This is a genomic window from Paenibacillus oryzae, from assembly GCF_001675045.1.
Lineage (GTDB): Bacteria > Bacillota > Bacilli > Paenibacillales > Paenibacillaceae > Pristimantibacillus > Pristimantibacillus oryzae.
On the sequence record NZ_LYPA01000067.1, the window covers coordinates 1 to 16,759 of the forward strand.

Annotated in this window: 19 protein-coding genes and 1 pseudogene; 13 read left to right on the forward strand and 7 right to left on the reverse strand. The window is 39.4% G+C overall.

The window, feature by feature from the left end:
* Window positions 1-445: 445 nt before the first annotated feature.
* From A7K91_RS18295 to A7K91_RS27475, 6 genes are all read left to right on the forward strand, one after another.
* Window positions 446-1,750, forward strand: coding sequence for a Kelch repeat-containing protein (locus tag A7K91_RS18295; protein WP_068685393.1), 1,305 nt, complete (start codon window positions 446-448; stop codon window positions 1,748-1,750).
* Window positions 1,751-2,271: 521 nt separating this feature from the next.
* A complete protein-coding gene (locus A7K91_RS18300; RefSeq protein ID WP_245697639.1) occupies window positions 2,272-3,330 on the forward strand; it encodes a fibronectin type III domain-containing protein in 1,059 nt (352 codons plus the stop codon).
* A 120-nt stretch (window positions 3,331-3,450) separates the two neighbouring features.
* Window positions 3,451-3,924, forward strand: a complete 474-nt coding sequence (locus A7K91_RS18305) for a hypothetical protein (RefSeq protein WP_068685395.1) — start codon at window positions 3,451-3,453, stop codon at window positions 3,922-3,924.
* 181 nt (window positions 3,925-4,105) lie between these two features.
* Complete coding sequence (locus A7K91_RS18310) at window positions 4,106-4,486, forward strand: transposase (protein WP_068685397.1); 381 nt, start codon at window positions 4,106-4,108, stop codon at window positions 4,484-4,486.
* Complete coding sequence (locus A7K91_RS26765; protein ID WP_068685399.1) at window positions 4,483-5,115, forward strand: transposase; 633 nt, start codon at window positions 4,483-4,485, stop codon at window positions 5,113-5,115. The genes A7K91_RS18310 and A7K91_RS26765 overlap by 4 nt, the downstream gene beginning before the upstream one ends.
* 7 nt (window positions 5,116-5,122) lie before the next feature.
* Entirely contained in the window at window positions 5,123-5,464 is a 342-nt protein-coding gene (locus A7K91_RS27475; protein ID WP_068685401.1) for a transposase, read from the forward strand.
* Window positions 5,465-5,630: 166 nt separating this feature from the next.
* On the opposite strand, the gene A7K91_RS18325 is transcribed toward A7K91_RS27475, so the two are convergent.
* Window positions 5,631-6,257, reverse strand: coding sequence for a flavin reductase family protein (locus tag A7K91_RS18325; RefSeq protein WP_068685403.1), 627 nt, complete (start codon window positions 6,255-6,257; stop codon window positions 5,631-5,633).
* Between the two features lie 149 nt (window positions 6,258-6,406).
* On the opposite strand from A7K91_RS18325, the gene A7K91_RS26145 reads away from it, so the two are divergent.
* The gene (locus A7K91_RS26145; RefSeq protein ID WP_082967570.1) at window positions 6,407-6,949 is read left to right on the forward strand and encodes a bifunctional transcriptional activator/DNA repair enzyme AdaA; all 543 of its coding nucleotides are present in this window, start codon (window positions 6,407-6,409) and stop codon (window positions 6,947-6,949) included.
* Between the two features lie 40 nt (window positions 6,950-6,989).
* Window positions 6,990-7,199, forward strand: a pseudogene (locus A7K91_RS18330) (manganese catalase family protein); the annotation flags it as partial.
* 173 nt (window positions 7,200-7,372) lie between these two features.
* Here the strand turns inward: A7K91_RS18330 and A7K91_RS18335 are convergent.
* A complete protein-coding gene (locus tag A7K91_RS18335) occupies window positions 7,373-7,966 on the reverse strand; it encodes a TetR/AcrR family transcriptional regulator (protein ID WP_068685405.1) in 594 nt (197 codons plus the stop codon).
* A 167-nt stretch (window positions 7,967-8,133) separates the two neighbouring features.
* Between A7K91_RS18335 and A7K91_RS18340 the strand changes: the two genes are divergently transcribed.
* Window positions 8,134-9,138, forward strand: a complete 1,005-nt coding sequence (locus A7K91_RS18340; RefSeq protein ID WP_068685407.1) for an NADPH:quinone oxidoreductase family protein — start codon at window positions 8,134-8,136, stop codon at window positions 9,136-9,138.
* Window positions 9,139-9,286: 148 nt separating this feature from the next.
* On the opposite strand, the gene A7K91_RS18345 is transcribed toward A7K91_RS18340, so the two are convergent.
* The 5 genes from A7K91_RS18345 to A7K91_RS18365 form a co-directional block, all read right to left on the reverse strand.
* Complete coding sequence (locus A7K91_RS18345; RefSeq protein WP_068685409.1) at window positions 9,287-9,844, reverse strand: class I SAM-dependent methyltransferase; 558 nt, start codon at window positions 9,842-9,844, stop codon at window positions 9,287-9,289.
* Window positions 9,845-9,888: 44 nt separating this feature from the next.
* Window positions 9,889-10,977, reverse strand: a complete 1,089-nt coding sequence (locus A7K91_RS18350) for a sensor histidine kinase (RefSeq protein ID WP_068685411.1) — start codon at window positions 10,975-10,977, stop codon at window positions 9,889-9,891.
* Window positions 10,961-11,656, reverse strand: coding sequence for a response regulator transcription factor (locus A7K91_RS18355; protein ID WP_068685413.1), 696 nt, complete (start codon window positions 11,654-11,656; stop codon window positions 10,961-10,963). The genes A7K91_RS18350 and A7K91_RS18355 overlap by 17 nt, the downstream gene beginning before the upstream one ends.
* 55 nt (window positions 11,657-11,711) lie before the next feature.
* Window positions 11,712-12,275 (reverse strand): class I SAM-dependent methyltransferase, encoded by a 564-nt coding sequence (locus A7K91_RS18360; protein ID WP_082967571.1) that lies wholly within the window; start codon window positions 12,273-12,275, stop codon window positions 11,712-11,714.
* 430 nt (window positions 12,276-12,705) lie between these two features.
* On the reverse strand, window positions 12,706-13,764 hold the full coding sequence (locus A7K91_RS18365; RefSeq protein ID WP_068685417.1) for a sensor histidine kinase: 1,059 nt from the start codon (window positions 13,762-13,764) through the stop codon (window positions 12,706-12,708).
* Window positions 13,765-14,097: 333 nt separating this feature from the next.
* On the opposite strand from A7K91_RS18365, the gene A7K91_RS18370 reads away from it, so the two are divergent.
* From A7K91_RS18370 to arsC, 4 genes are all read left to right on the forward strand, one after another.
* Complete coding sequence (locus A7K91_RS18370; RefSeq protein WP_068685419.1) at window positions 14,098-14,628, forward strand: arsinothricin resistance N-acetyltransferase ArsN1 family A; 531 nt, start codon at window positions 14,098-14,100, stop codon at window positions 14,626-14,628.
* 164 nt (window positions 14,629-14,792) lie between these two features.
* Window positions 14,793-15,116, forward strand: coding sequence for an ArsR/SmtB family transcription factor (locus A7K91_RS18375; RefSeq protein ID WP_068685421.1), 324 nt, complete (start codon window positions 14,793-14,795; stop codon window positions 15,114-15,116).
* Between the two features lie 13 nt (window positions 15,117-15,129).
* Window positions 15,130-16,185, forward strand: coding sequence for an ACR3 family arsenite efflux transporter (gene arsB / locus A7K91_RS18380; RefSeq protein ID WP_068685423.1), 1,056 nt, complete (start codon window positions 15,130-15,132; stop codon window positions 16,183-16,185).
* 21 nt (window positions 16,186-16,206) lie between these two features.
* Window positions 16,207-16,629 (forward strand): arsenate reductase (thioredoxin), encoded by a 423-nt coding sequence (arsC, locus tag A7K91_RS18385; RefSeq protein ID WP_068685425.1) that lies wholly within the window; start codon window positions 16,207-16,209, stop codon window positions 16,627-16,629.
* Window positions 16,630-16,759 lie beyond the last annotated feature (130 nt).

Sequence of the window (16,759 nt, forward strand, 5' to 3'; positions counted from 1 at the left end):
AATTGGCAATTTACTACAGCAGACGCTAGGATCAGGCTTAGAAAGCTATACCCTGTAATTTAAGGTTTACAGAGTACTAGGTCGATTATTAATTTGGCATTTATTCAAGCTTATGATGAATGGAAATCAGGTGAGATCACTGCAACTGAAGCCATGAGCAAGGCAGGTTTGAAGAAAGCGACATTTTATAGAAGGGTTAAAGAACATAAACAAAATTGATTCCTTATGTTTGGAAACTAAGTATGGAGCGATATAGAATTCTTGACGACTGCTTTGATACAAGCCAAGGTGTCAGTAATCTGCACAGATAATTGTGATGCTTCAAATTCTATATTATTCTTCATTAACCCTTAAGTGTATTGTAAATAATTGTCGAATAACAGACTGTTTGTTCGCCTTTTTTTAGTGTAGACTCGATGCATATATATCAAAGGAGTTGTTGATTTTGAAGAGGAAGTTTATTGGGCTTGTTTCAATATTTATATTTTTTGGATCTCTGTTTAGTATTACTTCAGGCTTTGCAGAATCCAGTGAAGTGTGGACTTCAAAAACTAGTCTTCCTGAAGCAAGAGCCGGAGCTGCAATAGTAGAATACGGAGGTAAGATATATACTTTTGGAGGTGTAGGTAACGCAGGCCACGCTGCTATTGGTATTAAGCAAAAAACTACATATGTTTATGATCCATCATCAGATTCTTGGTCTAAAAAAAGCGATATGCCTACTGCAAGATCAGCTGCCACCGCAGCGGTTGTGGGTGATAAGATTTATGTTATTGGAGGCTATTACGATAATGACAAGGGGGTTGCTTTAAGAACTCCTAAAGTGGAGGTTTACAGTCCCGATTCGGATACATGGGTTACTTCGACCCCGATGAAAGTTGGAAGATCGTGGGCTGCATCGGCTGTAGTTGGGGACAGTATTTATGTCATAGGTGGAGCAAATGAAAGCGCAGGAATTGTATCGACAGTCGAGGCATTAAATACGACGACTGAAGTCTGGACAACTAAAACTAATTTACCTGTAGCTGCTAATGCACCAAGTGCAGTGGCTTATAACGGAAAAATCTATTTAGTGGGAGGATTGAAATCATATAATGCACCTCGTGCTTCATATAATTCAATATATGAGTATGATCCGGGTTCAAACATGTGGAAAGCAAAAACGAACTTACTAGCTGCTACTGAATCGGCTGCAATAGCAACACTCAATGGGAAAATTTATATTTTAGGTGGTGCTAATGAAACCGTACAACATTCTGCGGTTCAGATTTATGATCCACTAGAAAACAAAGTCTCTAGTTTTACTCAATTGACTACTAGTAGATTTCAGAGCGGTGCAGCTGTAGTGGATGGCCAATTGTACATTATCGGAGGCTCTACTGGAGGAACAAACGGAACTCTAAACACCGTCGAAAGCATAACTCTTGAAACACCGATACCAACAATAGAGCCAACACCTGAACCATCAGTTACTCCAACACCATTACCTACTCCAACCCCAGGACAGTCCACAGCCGATCGTGCAATTCTTACTGTGACCATGAACACTGGGCTGGAGAAAGAGTTTGATTTGAGCATGGAAGAAGTCAATTCTTTTATTACATGGTACGAATCCAAACAATCCGGAAGTGGCACGGCATCCTATGCCATTAATAAACATGATAACAATAAGGGGCCATTCATAAGTCGGAAAGATTATGTAATTTTCGATAAAATTCTTACTTTTAGTGTTGACGAGTATTCTGCTTAAGAATAACTTAACGAATAAATAAAATTAACCGGTCAGGTATCAGTCCGCCTAAGAGACGATTTGTTGACGAACTGTACATTTGATTATGCTTTACACGGGAGTACATGTACCATTTTCTAGTGAAGTTATTGTCTAAGTGCATATTTAGATGTTAGAAAATATTTTATAAGTGCGGTCCGCTTTATTGAGGGGTAGTGGGTGTATACCTATGGAGATTGGAGCCCTCTCTACCACATAACTTGAGAACCCTTGTGTATCAAGGGTTCTTTACTTTTTTAGTGATGCCTCTTGGTGACTCTGGCGACCGAACTCTCCCAACTTTCGAAACTTCCTCATTCATACTTTCATTCTAGCTAGGGGCGCTTCATTACGATGACGGGCGTTTTCATTGCATGGAAATAATAACTGAAAATATTACTTGTAACTCTTAAACATACTGCTAAATGGAAAAAACAAACAGACTGTTATTTTGGATTTTTCTTATATAAAATTGAAACAAACAAACAGAGGAGTGACATAATTTGAATAATTACAAAAAAATGAAAATGATTACTGCTTTTCTTCTTGCCTTTGTTGTAGCTTTGGTTGGATTTCCTTCAATATCCAATGCTGCGGTTGTAGGTGATATACTCACAGAGGCAGAGGCTGGCTGGACAAGATATGATGATACAAACCCGGCTATTGTGTATTCTAAAGGTTATGACGTAAATGTACGTTGGAATAATGAAAATTTGTACAATGGGTCAGCCTCACCAAACTCGAATGGTACACCTCCTTATTCAAATAAGGGTGAAGTCAGTTTCAAGTTTGTGGGAACAAAATTCAGAATTATTGCAGTTGGTGGTTCTAATAGAGCTAGTAATGTTGATATTTATGTAGATGGTGCGAAAAATAGCTTTGCACTTAATAATACGTCAACGATTAATAACTGGAAGACATTGGCATATGAAGTAACAGGTCTAGATAACGGAGTTCATGAAGTTGTTATGAACAACTTCGTCCCCTCAACTACCTCGTTCACTCCATTTGGACTAGATGCAATTGATATCGATGAGGCTGGCTACTTAATTAATGCAAATATTGCTTCACCAAGTTTATTTGCACAAGCTTCGGAGGCTAAAGTTGATCTGAACTGGACTTCTGTCACAAATGCTACAGGATATAATGTTAAAAGAGCTTTAACATCCGGTGGACCATATGAAACGATTGCAACGAGTGTTCCTGGAACTACGTACTCAGATGCGGGTGTAATACCTGGAATCACATATTACTACGTTGTAACGGCAATAAATGTAGGCGGAGAAGGAGCGCCTTCAAACGTTGCCTCTGCTACAATACCGATCCCAGAGGCTGCGAGAGCAATCCTGATAGTTACAATGACAACCGGCTTAGAAAAGGAATACGACCTCAGCATGCAAGAAGTTAACGACTTTATTAATTGGTATGAGGCGAAGCAAGAAGGAACAGGAAAGGCTTCATATGCAATTAACAAACACGACAATATTAAAGGCCCATTCAAGAGCCGCAAAGACTACATCTTATTTGACCGGATCTTAACTTTTGAAGTAAGCGAATATTAAACGAGGCAAAGGAGATTGGAAGATGGCTAAAAGCAAATTAGTGAAATTCAGTTTGTTTGTGGTACTAACTGTGGTATTGACGTTTACTACGTCAGCATCTGCAACGGGGAGTTTACCGAAGTGAGTCGTGTAATTAATTTCTCAATTCAAAGCAATACCCATTGTGGATACGCAGGAACAAATAGCGCTTATGTCACAGACTATTATTTAAATATCAATAATATAAGCGATGTTCCTGTCCAAGCTACATTATACTTATACACTAAGGATGGAAATCAATTTACTGAACCAGCGATAAATGATCTTTCTTTCATTGGAATAGATGCTGACATTGTACCAGGTACACCTTTCACAATTAATGCTAACTCGACAGTTCAGTATAACAATTATTTCGGTAACCAAAACGCTACACAATCTTATCTTTCTTGCGATATGCGACCAGCGTACGGCAAAATCGTAGTACATTCAAGTTCAGGGATTTTAATGGCAACTGGTGAGGTGGTTGGCAGAAGACATTTTTTTGCTGATAATATTCCGCAGTGGGTTAGTTTAAATCGTGTACCCATTACTATTAATAGTGGACTCCAGTTCTAATGTAATAATTTATTTTATAGTATTAGACGTCAATGGATTAATATGGGGCTGTCCAAAAAGTCAGTAAAACTGACCCTTGGGCTGCCCCTTTATCATGTTATGTAGAAAATAGGAACAAAAAAATCGCCAAATCTTGTAGAATGGGAGTCACCACACAACCACTACAGAAGGGGCGATTTTTTTGCGTAATCAAACGACTACTACCGAACAGTATACCATGGAGCTTTCACTTTCACTAGAAGAAATGCAAGAACATGTAAGAAATAAACGACAACTTGCCCCCACCTTCAAGCCCTATGACAACAAACAGGCTCAGATGATTCTAGATGTAGAGATGTACATTCCTTCCCATCATGTAGCGCGAGTCATCAATGAAATGATTGAAGGGATTCCGGACGAACCGTTATTCTCCCACTATACAGGTGGTGGCCGCAGCTCTTACCATCCTAAATTGATGATCAAGGTCATGCTGTACGGCTACTTTCAAAAGGTGTATTTGTGCCGCGGCATCGAAAAACTACTCCATGAAAACATCCCTGCTATGAGCTGTTTGAGAGGATGATCCAGAAGCTCATTGCGGACCACTACATCACGATGGACACGCGCTTTCTCGATGGCACAAAGATCGAAGCCAACGCAAACACGTACTCTTTTGTATGGAAAAAATCCACGCTACGCATTGAGGCAAAGCTGAAGGAGAAGGTACGGGAGACGCTTGCGCATATTCATAAGCTCACACAACAAGAAGCGAGTGAGTACATCGTGACAGATCCAGACCAACTCCCCATTAAGCTTGAAGAAGCAGCTGTTCAACTGGAAGAGCAGGTAGAACGTTTTACGGAACAGATGGCTGGGACTGCGGATCGCGAGAAGAGAAAGGTATTACGCCAAGCACGAAGTACCTGCAAGCAATCATTGAAGCAAATCCAGGAGGGCTTTCTACCAAGGCTGACCAAGTTTGAGCAGCAGAAGGCCTGTTTTGGCGACCGCAACAGCTACTCGAAAACCGTGCTCCATATGTGGAATCAAGCAGCGCGTATCGGGAGGACGTTGGTGCAAGCTGTAGAACAAAACAAACTGGTTTTCGGTTGCCATCTGCACATTGTACCCCGGCTTCAGTTGCCCAATTGGCGGTGTCTTCTTTGCCCATGCCAAAACGGTCATAGCGGATGCGGGCTACGGCAGCGATGAAAACTACTTGTATGCGGTAGGAGAGGACAAGGATCCCCGATTTGATTTTCTCATTCCGTATGGAGCAAGCTTCAAGATTTATGAATGTGAAGATTGCAAGGAATGCCCCTTCAAGGCTAGCTGCACGAAAGCCAAAGGAAATCGCCAGGTTCACTGGAATACCATTTGGGAGGAGTTAAAAGCGAAGGCCAAAAGAGCTCTTGAGGATGACGGGAAATCCGCGATCTATGTTCGGCGTAAAGTCGAAGTCGAGAGCGTATTTGGTCACATCAAGGGCAACCGGTCGTTCCGATGCTTCTCCTTGCGAGGGCTGGAGAAGGTTCACACGGAGTTTGGGATTGTGCTTTAGCCCACAACCTGCTGAAAGTGGCGGGGATCCACCTCCCGATATCCCTGCAAAAGCAGACACATAAAAGGGCTGGACGGAAAACGTTATGTTTTCTAGCCCAGCCCTTTTATTTTAGGACTTTTTGGACAGCCCCTTGGGCGTCTGTTCTTATTAACTGAGTGTATCATCATTGACGGACAGGTGGTGCGAAGACTGGAGCCAATCTAGACGGATGAACCTTTTCACCGATACCATAAAACTCACAAAAGTTCATTATTAGCGGATTCCACTTATCTGGATCAATATAATTCTCCTCTCCATCCATCAATATTTGCTCGTTAATATGCGATTTCACAATTTTAACTTCGATAGCAGCTAATGTGCTCGGATCATCACCAAAATCATGAACATGTTTTACAATTGCTTCAAGTTGAACGGGGCACTCCTTAACACATGAGGGTTTTACTATATCTGATGGTATTGGAGTCAATTGGGCCGTACCAAATTTGTCTGGTTCATACCTATACCCCTGTCGTACTTTGTAATCAGGAACAGGATTGCGCCCAGTGAGGAGAGCCAATCGATCCACAGCGTGAACAAGATCTACGGATGGAAAGTTTAAGACACACTCGCGTTCACGAAGAAGATTTTGCACTGTTTGAGATCGGTTACTGATTCCAAGCATAAACGACTGGTGTAGCGACCATGCAGATGAAATAGGGGCTAAATTTACCGAATTATTCTCGTTTTGAGTGCTGATAAGTACGACTGGAGTTCCGAAATAGAAAATTTTCGGGTTTACAATTTTATGCATAGATAAGCTCCTTCACATTCGATTTTTCTAAGTGATTATAACAAGGGAATGTGATGGTGATCTTTCAAAATCTTGTTGTCTCATTCAAAAATCTATAGGGAAGGATCGATTGTCAGTTATAATAAACATGTGAGGAGGATTCACATAATATGCAAGAAGAACAATGGCATGCCATTACCCAATGCGATCATTCATACGACGGAAAGTTTTTTTATGCGGTAAAAACTACAAGGATATTTTGTAGACCATCATGTAAATCACGAGTTCCAAATCAGATTAATGTTGAAATATTTATGTCTGTGGATGATGCTGTTCATGGGGGTTACAGACCCTGTAAGAGATGTAGACCAGACCGATTTTTATGTCCAACAGAAGAATTGGTTAGCCAAATTACTAAATTTATAAATGAAAACTATAAAGAGCACTTAACACTCAGCGTAATAGCAGAAAATTTGCATATCAATATGTATTACCTTCACCACACATTTAAACGTGTCTCAGGCATAACGATAATGGAATATGTCATGAAAAAACGTATTGAGATGGCGAAACAATTATTGGAAAACTCAAATTACACTATAACGCGTATTGCTGTCATTAATGGATTTTCTAGTGCTGCACATTTTTCAACTACCTTTCGTAAATGGCTTGGAATATCACCTTCGGGGTATCGTTCAAGTTTCTACTTATGACGAAAGCGGAGGAGACCTCGAAAAAGTTAACGCGGCAGACAAGGGCGATCCCATTGCGGATTTGTATGAAGACATCGCGGCAGAGGAAAAAGCGAGGGCAACGTACCAATGGCTGATCGACATGACGGATGACGTCGATTTGCAGGACAGCCTGAAGTTCCTGCGGGAGCGGGAAATTGTGCATTCCATGCGGTTCCGCGAGGCGGTGGAGATTTTGAAGGAGAAGCGGGACGAGCGGATTTTTTATTGATAGAGATCAAAATAAAAACGAGCCCGTCAAACAGAAGTCTGACGGGTTATTTCGTTTGGGTAGGCTGCTCTTTGGACACCCTGGCAGTTGTAGAATCAATTTGAAAAAATCTTGCATCCGGTTTGAAAAGGGTAAACCGTCCCAACTCGATTCCACTTCATCTATCTAAATGTTTATTTTTTATATTTTAAGATCTGGAGAATTGATTCATAACATGCAATTCGGTAATAATTATGCAAGCTATCATCATCCCTCATTAACCACTGAATTAAGCTGCCATCAATCATGCACCGAATACTAATGGCAGATTGCTCAATATTATCTACTGTAAACACATTCTCCTGGATTCCCAGCGTGATAATATTTTTACTGATAGACCAACAGTTTTCATAGAATTGTTGGTTAATTTCTTTATATCGATTATTATTTTTTACCTGTGCTAAAAAATCCAAGTACACACGATAGAAAGTTTTATTTTCATTAGGGCTGGTAAAGACCTGATTTATATATGCTTCTAACTTTTCAATAGCTGTTTCTTTTTCATCAATAGATTTAATTTCTTTTTCATAAATTCTTGAGGTTAACCACTCAAATAAGTGAGCAAATACATCTGCTTTATTTTTGAAATAGTAGTTCGTTACTCCCTTGCTTACCTGTGCATACTCTGCAATATCCTGCAATGTCACGGATTCATAACCTTTTTCAGCTGCCGCTTGAAAGGCAGCTTTTAATATCTGTTTGCGTCTTTGTTCAGCTTTTTTAACCATCCAATCGAACCTCCATTCGAAACCAAAGAATATTATACAAAAAAAATTCAACTTCTACGAGTATTTTATACGGCACATCAAAAATATATTGACCGGACAGAATAAAATGTATTACGATAAATTTAGGAATATGACTAACTAACTAGTCTGAAAGGGGAAGTTTTTAGATGCCAAAGGAATTTAGCGCACTTGTCGTAAATAAAACGGAGGAGAGTTTTTCAGTAAATATTGAATCACTATCTTTTAATGACTTGCCAGACGGAGATGTGACGATAAGAGTTCATTACTCAAGTGTAAATTATAAAGATGGTTTAGCAAGTACGCCAAACGGAAAAATTGTTCAAAGATATCCCTTTGTTCCCGGAATCGACCTTGCAGGAACAGTTATTTCTTCTAAAGATTCTCGCTATAAAGAGGGTGACGAGGTTATTGTCACAAGTTATGAGTTAGGTGTTTCTCATTATGGCGGATACAGTGAATATGCAAGAGTTCCGGGTGATTGGATAGTACCTCTGCCAGATAATTTGACATTGAAAGAAGCGATGATTTTTGGAACTGCAGGATTTACTGCGGCTCTTTCAATTCATCAATTAGAAAAAAATGGACTAACGCCAGAAAAAGGTCCCGTTTTAGTCACTGGAGCAACTGGTGGCGTAGGGAGTATGGCAGTTTTAATGCTTGCCAAACGGAATTATCAGGTAACCGCAAGTACAGGCAAAGAATCTGAATATGATTACTTAAAGCAATTAGGAGCCCAGGAAGTGATTTCGCGCGAAGATGTTACACCTGAAAAAATACGTCCTCTTGGAAAAGAGAACTGGGCAGGCGCAGTTGACCCAGTAGGCGGTAAGACATTAGCTGCTATCCTAAGCAACACTAAATATGGAGGATCTGTTGCTGTGAGTGGATTAACTGGAGGAGCCGAAGTGCCAACAACCGTTTTCCCTTTTATACTTAGAGGTGTGAATGTATTAGGAATAGATTCGGTTTATTGTCCAAAAGATTTAAGAGAAGCACTATGGAACCAAATGGCCACGGATTTAAAGCCAGATGGTTTAGAGACAATAATAAATGAAGTATCATTAAGAGAGTTACCCCAAACGCTAACTAACATCTTACAAGGTAAAGTTAGAGGCAGAACAGTTGTAAATATGCTGGATCTGCAACAATAGTGGGATCCGTCATGCACCAGATTGTGTTTCAAATTCAACAAGCGCTCTGACGTTTGTGAAAAAATGAGCAAGGTAGCAAACGAGCAGAGGAAATGCCGTTTGTCATCTTGCTCATTTGATTTATGTCCCGACATAATAATGAAGGTTTTCATTTTTTGTGACATACGTATACAAATGCAGGAGGGAAATTGAAAGGTACAAAGGCCACTTCTTCGACGATAAAATGGTGGTTTAGTGTGCGTTTCATTTGAAGAGAAAACTGATAAACAATAAGTATGCCTCCAGGTTTCAGGGCTAACTGAATCTGGTCTAATATTCGCTGCCTCATTTCATTGGAAAAATTGAAAAAGGGCAAACCACAGATGACACAGTCTACGCTTTGGAGATCTTGCTGAGTCATTTTTTTGTATAAATATGAGGCGTTTGAACTGATTTGGAAGTGAAGGTAAGTCGATTTCAAGCGTTTTCTCATACCGGGATCTCGTTCGAATAAAAAAACGTTTGTAGGCTCAGCTATGTGGTATTGAATTAATCGGGTTATTGCCCCTGTACCTGAACCAAGCTCGGCTATAGAACTCACCTCGTTCCATGGCACTGAGTGTACCACCTTTTGCGCTAACCATTTTGAACTAGGTAAAACACTTCCAACCCGTTTGGGGTTCCTCAAAAATCCTAGTAATAAAAGCAAGTAATTGTAGAGCTTCAAGTCTTTCTCCTCCGTAAAACATCAAATGATGGTGTGAGTACATCTTAACTGGGATTATTGATAGGCAAAGTGATTTTAAACGTAAACCGAGTGTCTACATGATCTAATACAATTGTACCGCGGTGCAACTCCACAATATTTTTGGATATGGAAAGTCCTAAGCCAGAACCGCTTTGAATGCCCTCACTACTCCTGGAATGGTCAACTTTGTAAAAGCGATCAAAAAGTTTGTTTTCTTGTTCTCTCGTGAGATGTGTTCCGTTATTTTCGATTTCTAATGTAATCGTTGTAAGCTCCTTTTTGATCCGAACATAGATCATTCCGGGTTTAAAAGAATACTTCAAGGCATTCATGAGCAGGTTATCGATAGCTCTGGCAATTTTATTGCTGTCGATACTCATGATAATCGGGGAATCACCAATATCTTTATGCAGTTGAATATGGTTCTCTTGAGCGATAGGCTCAAAATCAAATAATAATTGATCTACTAGTTGACATAAATCAACTTGTTTATAATCCAATGTGGCATCCACTGAATTTAACTTTGTATATTCAAACAGATCATCAAGCAATTTTTTCAGATGAATGGCTTTGTTATGTGTGTTATTAACAAATCGGTTGTATTCTTCCTGATTTTGAAACGTATTGGTTCTCAGAAGCTCAATATAGCCGATGATGCTTGTAAGAGGGGTTCTGAGATCATGTGAAATACCCGTAATCATTTCCATTTTGGAATTTTCGATCTCACGCTCTTTCAACATCTGCTTTTGTAAACGTTCGGTCATTTGATTAATATTATGAGCAACTCGCCCGAGTTCATCTTGGCGATTCATGGATACACGATAACTTAAGTTTCCCTCCGATATGGTCTGAAGTCCACGTTCTAAGGACATTAAATCTTTAACAATGCGTCTGGTGGAAAGTAAAAATGTTAAGATAAATATCAAAACAAAAAAGGGTGTAATAAAATAAGGGAAGAGAGTTCGAATCCATTCGTTCTCCCACCCATTCATATTGGTTATGAAAAAGATGAGAAGATTATTTAAACCAGCCGCAAGTGTGGCGCTTAATACAACGCGGAGCAAGATGTTTATTTGAATTCTTTTCCGGGGCTTCTTAAATAGTCGCTTCAATTTTATACCCAACTCCCCACACAGTTTTAATGTACTGAGGGCTTCTTGGTGTATCCTCGATTTTTTCTCTTAAATTCCGGATATGAACCATCACGGTATTGTCTGAATAACCATAGGGCTCGTTCCAAACCGTTTCATAAATTTGCTCCGGGCTAAAAACTTGCCCGGGTCGACTTGAAAGCAGCTCTAAAATAGAAAATTCCAAAGGTGTTAATGAGATTTCTTTGTTGTTTTTTTTAACGGAATGTTTGCTCTTGTCGATGATTAGATCTCTAATGATGATAAGGTCTTTGATTTCTTCTTTTTTGCTTAGTAAATTCTGACGCCGGAGCTGGGCTCTTACTCGAGCCAAAAGTTCTAACGGATTAAAGGGTTTGGTCATGTAATCATCTGCACCGGTAGTTAATCCTGTAATTTTATCAATGTCCTCTTCTTTGGCTGATAACATAATAATCGGTACGTCGGAGATCTCCCTGATTTTGAAGCAGGCTTGAATGCCGTCCATCTTTGGCATCATGACGTCTAGGATTACAAGTTGGATTGAGGCTTGGTGCTCGAACGCCTGCAAGGCTTCTTCACCATTTGCAGCCTCGATGATCGTGTACCCTTCATTACGTAAATATACGTGGATGATATCTCTGATCTCAGGATCATCGTCTACAACAAGAATGGTATTCATTGGAATTGCTCCTTTTGGATCATATAATAGAAACTCAAAATCATAAATGATTCAATTACGTTTTCTTTTTCCGACACACGTAAACAAAAGCTGGCGGAATGTTCAGTGGAACAAAAGGAATGGTCTCAATAATAAAATGCTCAGAAAGTATCTTCTTCATCTGTAATGAGTATTGGAAAGCGATAAATAATCCTCCAGGCTTCAAAGCCTGAACAATTTGATCCACCAGTGTTTTTCTTAATTCAGATTCGAAGTTAAAAAAGGGAAGACCGCTGAATATACAATCTAATTGTTCGATATGTTGTTGCTTCATGCATTCTGCCAGATTTTCTGCATTTTTATAACTTGAGTACTGGGGGAATTCGTGTTCCAGACTTGTTCTCATCTTATCATTCATTTCAAACATTAGCACTTTCATTGAATCCGTAACATGATTGCTAATATGTCGAGTTATTGCTCCGGTTCCCGATCCGAGTTCAGCAATGGCCTTAACCTCACTCCAGGGCGCTTGTTTGACCATTTTTTTAGCTAGGAACCTGGAACTAGGAATGATACTTCCTATGTGTTTTGGGTTTTTCATAAAGCTACGTAAAAAAACCATATTATCTTTGACTTTCATCTTGATGACCTCCATCGTAAGTTAAGGAATTAACATCTTGTTGAGTTTTAAATAGCCATAAGCTCAGATAGTAAGGGCAGGAAGCTTGTCTTGAATCGGAAGCCCAGAGAGCAGGTGTTCACCAAAAAAAGTACCGATTGCAAACAGTAGCGTTGTCCAGAAAATTGCAACGGAGTATGAAATCACAGCAAATATTCTGTACTTAATGCCGCTTAGCCCAATTAGTAAAGGTGAAAAATATCGGACGACGGGGATAAACATGCCAACACAGATAGCAGTATTCCCTTTACGGTCTAAAATGTTCTCCGCTTTGACTTAATATCGCCGCAGTAAGGATTTTGATTTCATTTGGAATGGGAACGCCAAATGGACCTAACGAAAAAGCAATGATGAAAAAACAAATGGATGAAAATCTAAAGATTTGTATGTTTCATTGCGGAGAGCCTTGTCTATCCAAAGGTAACCTGATCAAAACGGTATTGTTGATATGGCTTAACGATAAAGAGCCTCCGTGCTTCTCAATGATTGTGCGAGCAATAGATAGTGCGAGTGTCCTATGAGACTTAATCATAAGCGGATTCTGTGCAGCATCGAATTCAGATTCAGTTTGATTTTCCATGCTGAAAACGATGTTGTTATTCTCCACGTCCATTGTGAAACGAATTACTCTATTATTGTTTATATTACTCGTGTGAATTTTAAAAAGATGAGTTATGGCCATAGTCATTTTGGTTATATCGATCGGTAGGTAAACAGGAAATAAAATTGTTTCTTTCTTAATTGAAATTCCTTTTTTTTCTGTAAACGGAATTAAGCCGAGAATGACCTCATCTACAAAGAGGGAAAGGTCAGTACGAATTAAATTCAAGCGGTTTTCTGTGAAGGTATGTCGTGCCAGTTCAAATAAATCATCCATGATTTCTTTCAACTGAAGTGCATCCTCATGAATAACTTGTAAAAGGTGTACGTATTGTTGTGATTTTTTGGCTGAATGGATATATAAATGCTGTACGTTGCTAATTAATTGATTCACAGGAACATATAATTCTTCGCACGCTGCTTTCATTAAGTGCATATGAGCGTCCTCCATATGGCTATGTTCTATGGCTTCATTTTGAATTTGATTTAACATGGTATTCAGATTAATTGAAAAATTTTTGAATTCACTAATTTGCATATCTGGAAATCTATATCCAAGATCGCCGTTAGCGATGGTTCGTATAGAGCGATTAATCACTTTTAAATCTTTTACAATAAAATGTGTTAACACTAAAAACGACAGGATGAAGGCAACTAAAAAAAAGGTCGGGATGAAGTAAGGCAACTGTGTATAAATGAAAAAAATGTTACTTAGAAAAGCAAATGAACCTAATAAAAATGTGAAAAAGAATGTAGAGAAAAAGCCGGCCAAGAAACTGATTATGGCGCTAATTAAAATATTCGTTCGAATAGTATTGTTACGAAATAATGATGATGGAAAATGGATCAAATCAACCACTCCAATGATAAGTGCTTTAAATTAATGCTTCTACTTGCAATCATTATAAAAAGAACCTATAAAGAACTTCTGGTGAGAAATCTGAAGAAATTCTAAAGATTGGGGCACACGCACACACTGATGAATTGCTTCGATTGAGCAGGTTTTCAATACGGAAGCGGCTCTGAGGGAATGGAATAAGCACGGTTGGTGAGATAATCAGGTCAAGATATGTGGAATAGATGATATGAAATTAATTCACAATAAAAAAGAAATAGTTTATTCTTGATTAATCAATGTAGAGTATGACGGTGACTCAGTATAACTATGAAAGAGGTTGTAAGAATGGAACCTAGTGATTCGTTACAGAAAAGATTTTATATTGTTAGATCTGCATTATCATCTGATTTAGAGGCAATCCTAAAAATTTATAACCAGGGAATTGAAGATAGGATTGCTACACTGGAGACAGAAACAAAGAATATGGACTACATGAGAAGTTGGATTGAAGATCACCAGGACAGATATCAAGTATTAGTTGCAGAAAATGAAGGAAGGTTGGTAGGTTGGGCGTCTTTAAATCGGTACTCTCAACGTCGTGCCTATGACGGTGTCGCAGATTTGTCAATCTACATATTACGTGAGTATAGGGGTAAAGGCGTGGGCGGTCACCTGTTATCAGCTCTTGAACAAGCAGCAAAAGAAAATCAGTTTTATAAAATCATCCTCTTCACATTTCCCAATAATATTGCTGGTCAAAAATTGTATCGTAGACATGGTTATCGAGAGGTAGGGATCTTTGAAAAGCAAGGGGTTTTAGATGGAAATATGGTTGATGTTATGATCATGGAAAAGATGTTAAAGAAACAAACTTAAAATTGCATAAGGCAAATGGAGGGGCTTAAATTAAGCTCCTTTTTCATTTGAATAGCACATCTTTTCAATTTTTCAGTAAGAATCAATGGTGAGCAGTAATCAAAGCTTGACATATTTATAAACACATAACAATATAGTTATATACTTATGAGGAGGTGACTAAGGTGGAGTTTGATAAATTAGCGGATGTATTAAAGGCGATTGCGGATCCAACAAGACTAAAAATGATCTCTTTACTGCGTACGCGAGATTGTTGCGTATGTGAACTGGTCCCCATTTTTAATATATCCCAACCGGCCATTTCCAAACACATTAGTCGCTTGAAATCAGCTCAATTGGTAAGTGAAACTCGGAAGGGGCAGTGGGTGTTCTATTCGCTTAATGAGCAGCCTTTAAAAGATATTGGCTTTGCGCTGTCCAATCTCCCCGATTTATCAGGTGAACTGCTAAGGTTGAGGCAGCAAGGTCTGCTTGTTAATTGTGAGTGAAGGAGCTCGGATGATGAAGGAAATAGTGAGTAAGCGGCTTTCATTTCTTGATCGTTATCTTACAGCTTGGATTTTTGTTGCTATGGTTTTGGGAATTGGTATTGGCTATATATTACCCGAATTTACAGGGCTGTTAAATAGCTTTCAGGTGGGAACCACATCTGTCCCAATCGCCTTTGGGCTGATTCTAATGATGTACCCTCAACTAGCTAAGGTACGTTATGAAGAAATTGGTCATGTATTTAGGGATCGAAAGGTTTTATTAATCTCCTTACTGCAAAACTGGCTAATTGGTCCCATTCTTATGTTCATATTAGCGATTGTTTTTCTTCATGATTATCCAGAATACATGATTGGTCTAATCATGATCGGGTTGGCTCGTTGTATTGCCATGGTCATTGTATGGAATGATTTATGTAAAGGAGATACAGAATACGCTGCTGGCCTGGTTGCCTTTAATTCCATTTTTCAAGTTTTGTTTTATTCGATCTATGCGTATGTGTTCATTACGGTTCTGCCCGGTTGGTTTGGACTCGAAGGCATCGTGGTGGACATTACGATGTGGGAAGTGGCCAAGAGTGTTTTCATTTATCTTGGGATCCCGTTTCTGGCTGGTATGATGACTCGCTATGTATTGGTCACGGCGAAGGGGCGATCTTGGTATGAAGAGAAATTCATTCCTAGAATTAGTCCAGTTACTTTGATTGCGTTATTGTTTACCATCGTTGTTATGTTCTCCATAAAAGGTGAAATGATTATACAATTGCCGCTTGATGTGGTTCGAATCGCTGTGCCGTTATTGATTTATTTTGTAGTGATGTTTCTTATTTCATTCTTCATGGCGAAGAGGTCAGGAGCCAGCTATAAAATTAGTTCATCCCTAGCTTTCACGGCTTCAGGGAACAATTTCGAGCTTGCAATCGCAGTGGCCATCGGCGTATTTGGATTGAACTCCGGTGCTGCCTTCGCTGCTGTCATTGGTCCTTTGGTCGAAGTTCCGGTGATGATTGCATTAGTCAACATTGCTCTTCGTTTTCAACGCAAGTACTTTTCAAAAGAAGCTAGTTAAAGAAGAACTGGAGGAATCGTAATGTCGAACAAAAAAATCGTATATTTTTTATGCACAGGGAATTCGTGCCGGAGTCAGATAGCAGAGGGATTCGGACATCACTATCTTAGTGAGAAATTCGATGTGTATAGCGCTGGCATCGAGGCACACGGGTTGAATCCAAAAGCAGTTAGAGCTATGGCAGAGAAGGGGATCGATATTTCAAATCAAACCTCGGATATCATTAATCCGGAAATTTTAAATAAAGCCGATATTGTAGTTACCCTTTGCGGAGATGCAAATGACAAATGTCCGATTACACCACCGCATGTTATTCGTTTCCATTGGGGATTTGATGACCCTGCCAAAGCAACCGGCACCGAAGAAGAGCGGTGGGGCGTGTTCCAACGTGTTCGGGACGAGATCGAGGCTCGAATCAAACAGTTTGCCATTGATGGGAAGTGAGCCTTAGTAGGCTTTCATTTTGGCGGCGGCAAGGGGAGGACTGGAGCAGAAACGATGACTGTAGCCATTCGTCCAATCATTAATAACCGGGAATATCAACGCGAAGCCTTAAAGAAAATTTTAGGTGAAT

What these genes read in the sequence shown, in the direction of transcription:
- A7K91_RS18355 (WP_068685413.1), bottom strand. Translation starts at nt 11,656, where the DNA reads ATGAATACCATTCTTGTTGTAGACGATGATCCTGAGATCAGAGATATC.
- A7K91_RS18340 (WP_068685407.1), top strand. Translation starts at nt 8,134, where the DNA reads ATGCCAAAGGAATTTAGCGCACTTGTCGTAAATAAAACGGAGGAGAGT.
- A7K91_RS18370 (WP_068685419.1), top strand. Translation starts at nt 14,098, where the DNA reads ATGGAACCTAGTGATTCGTTACAGAAAAGATTTTATATTGTTAGATCT.
- arsB (WP_068685423.1), top strand. Translation starts at nt 15,130, where the DNA reads ATGAAGGAAATAGTGAGTAAGCGGCTTTCATTTCTTGATCGTTATCTT.
- A7K91_RS26765 (WP_068685399.1), top strand. Translation starts at nt 4,483, where the DNA reads ATGATCCAGAAGCTCATTGCGGACCACTACATCACGATGGACACGCGC.
- A7K91_RS18360 (WP_082967571.1), bottom strand. Translation starts at nt 12,275, where the DNA reads ATGAAAGTCAAAGATAATATGGTTTTTTTACGTAGCTTTATGAAAAAC.
- A7K91_RS18335 (WP_068685405.1), bottom strand. Translation starts at nt 7,966, where the DNA reads ATGGTTAAAAAAGCTGAACAAAGACGCAAACAGATATTAAAAGCTGCC.
- A7K91_RS26145 (WP_082967570.1), top strand. Translation starts at nt 6,407, where the DNA reads ATGCAAGAAGAACAATGGCATGCCATTACCCAATGCGATCATTCATAC.
- arsC (WP_068685425.1), top strand. Translation starts at nt 16,207, where the DNA reads ATGTCGAACAAAAAAATCGTATATTTTTTATGCACAGGGAATTCGTGC.
- A7K91_RS18325 (WP_068685403.1), bottom strand. Translation starts at nt 6,257, where the DNA reads ATGCATAAAATTGTAAACCCGAAAATTTTCTATTTCGGAACTCCAGTC.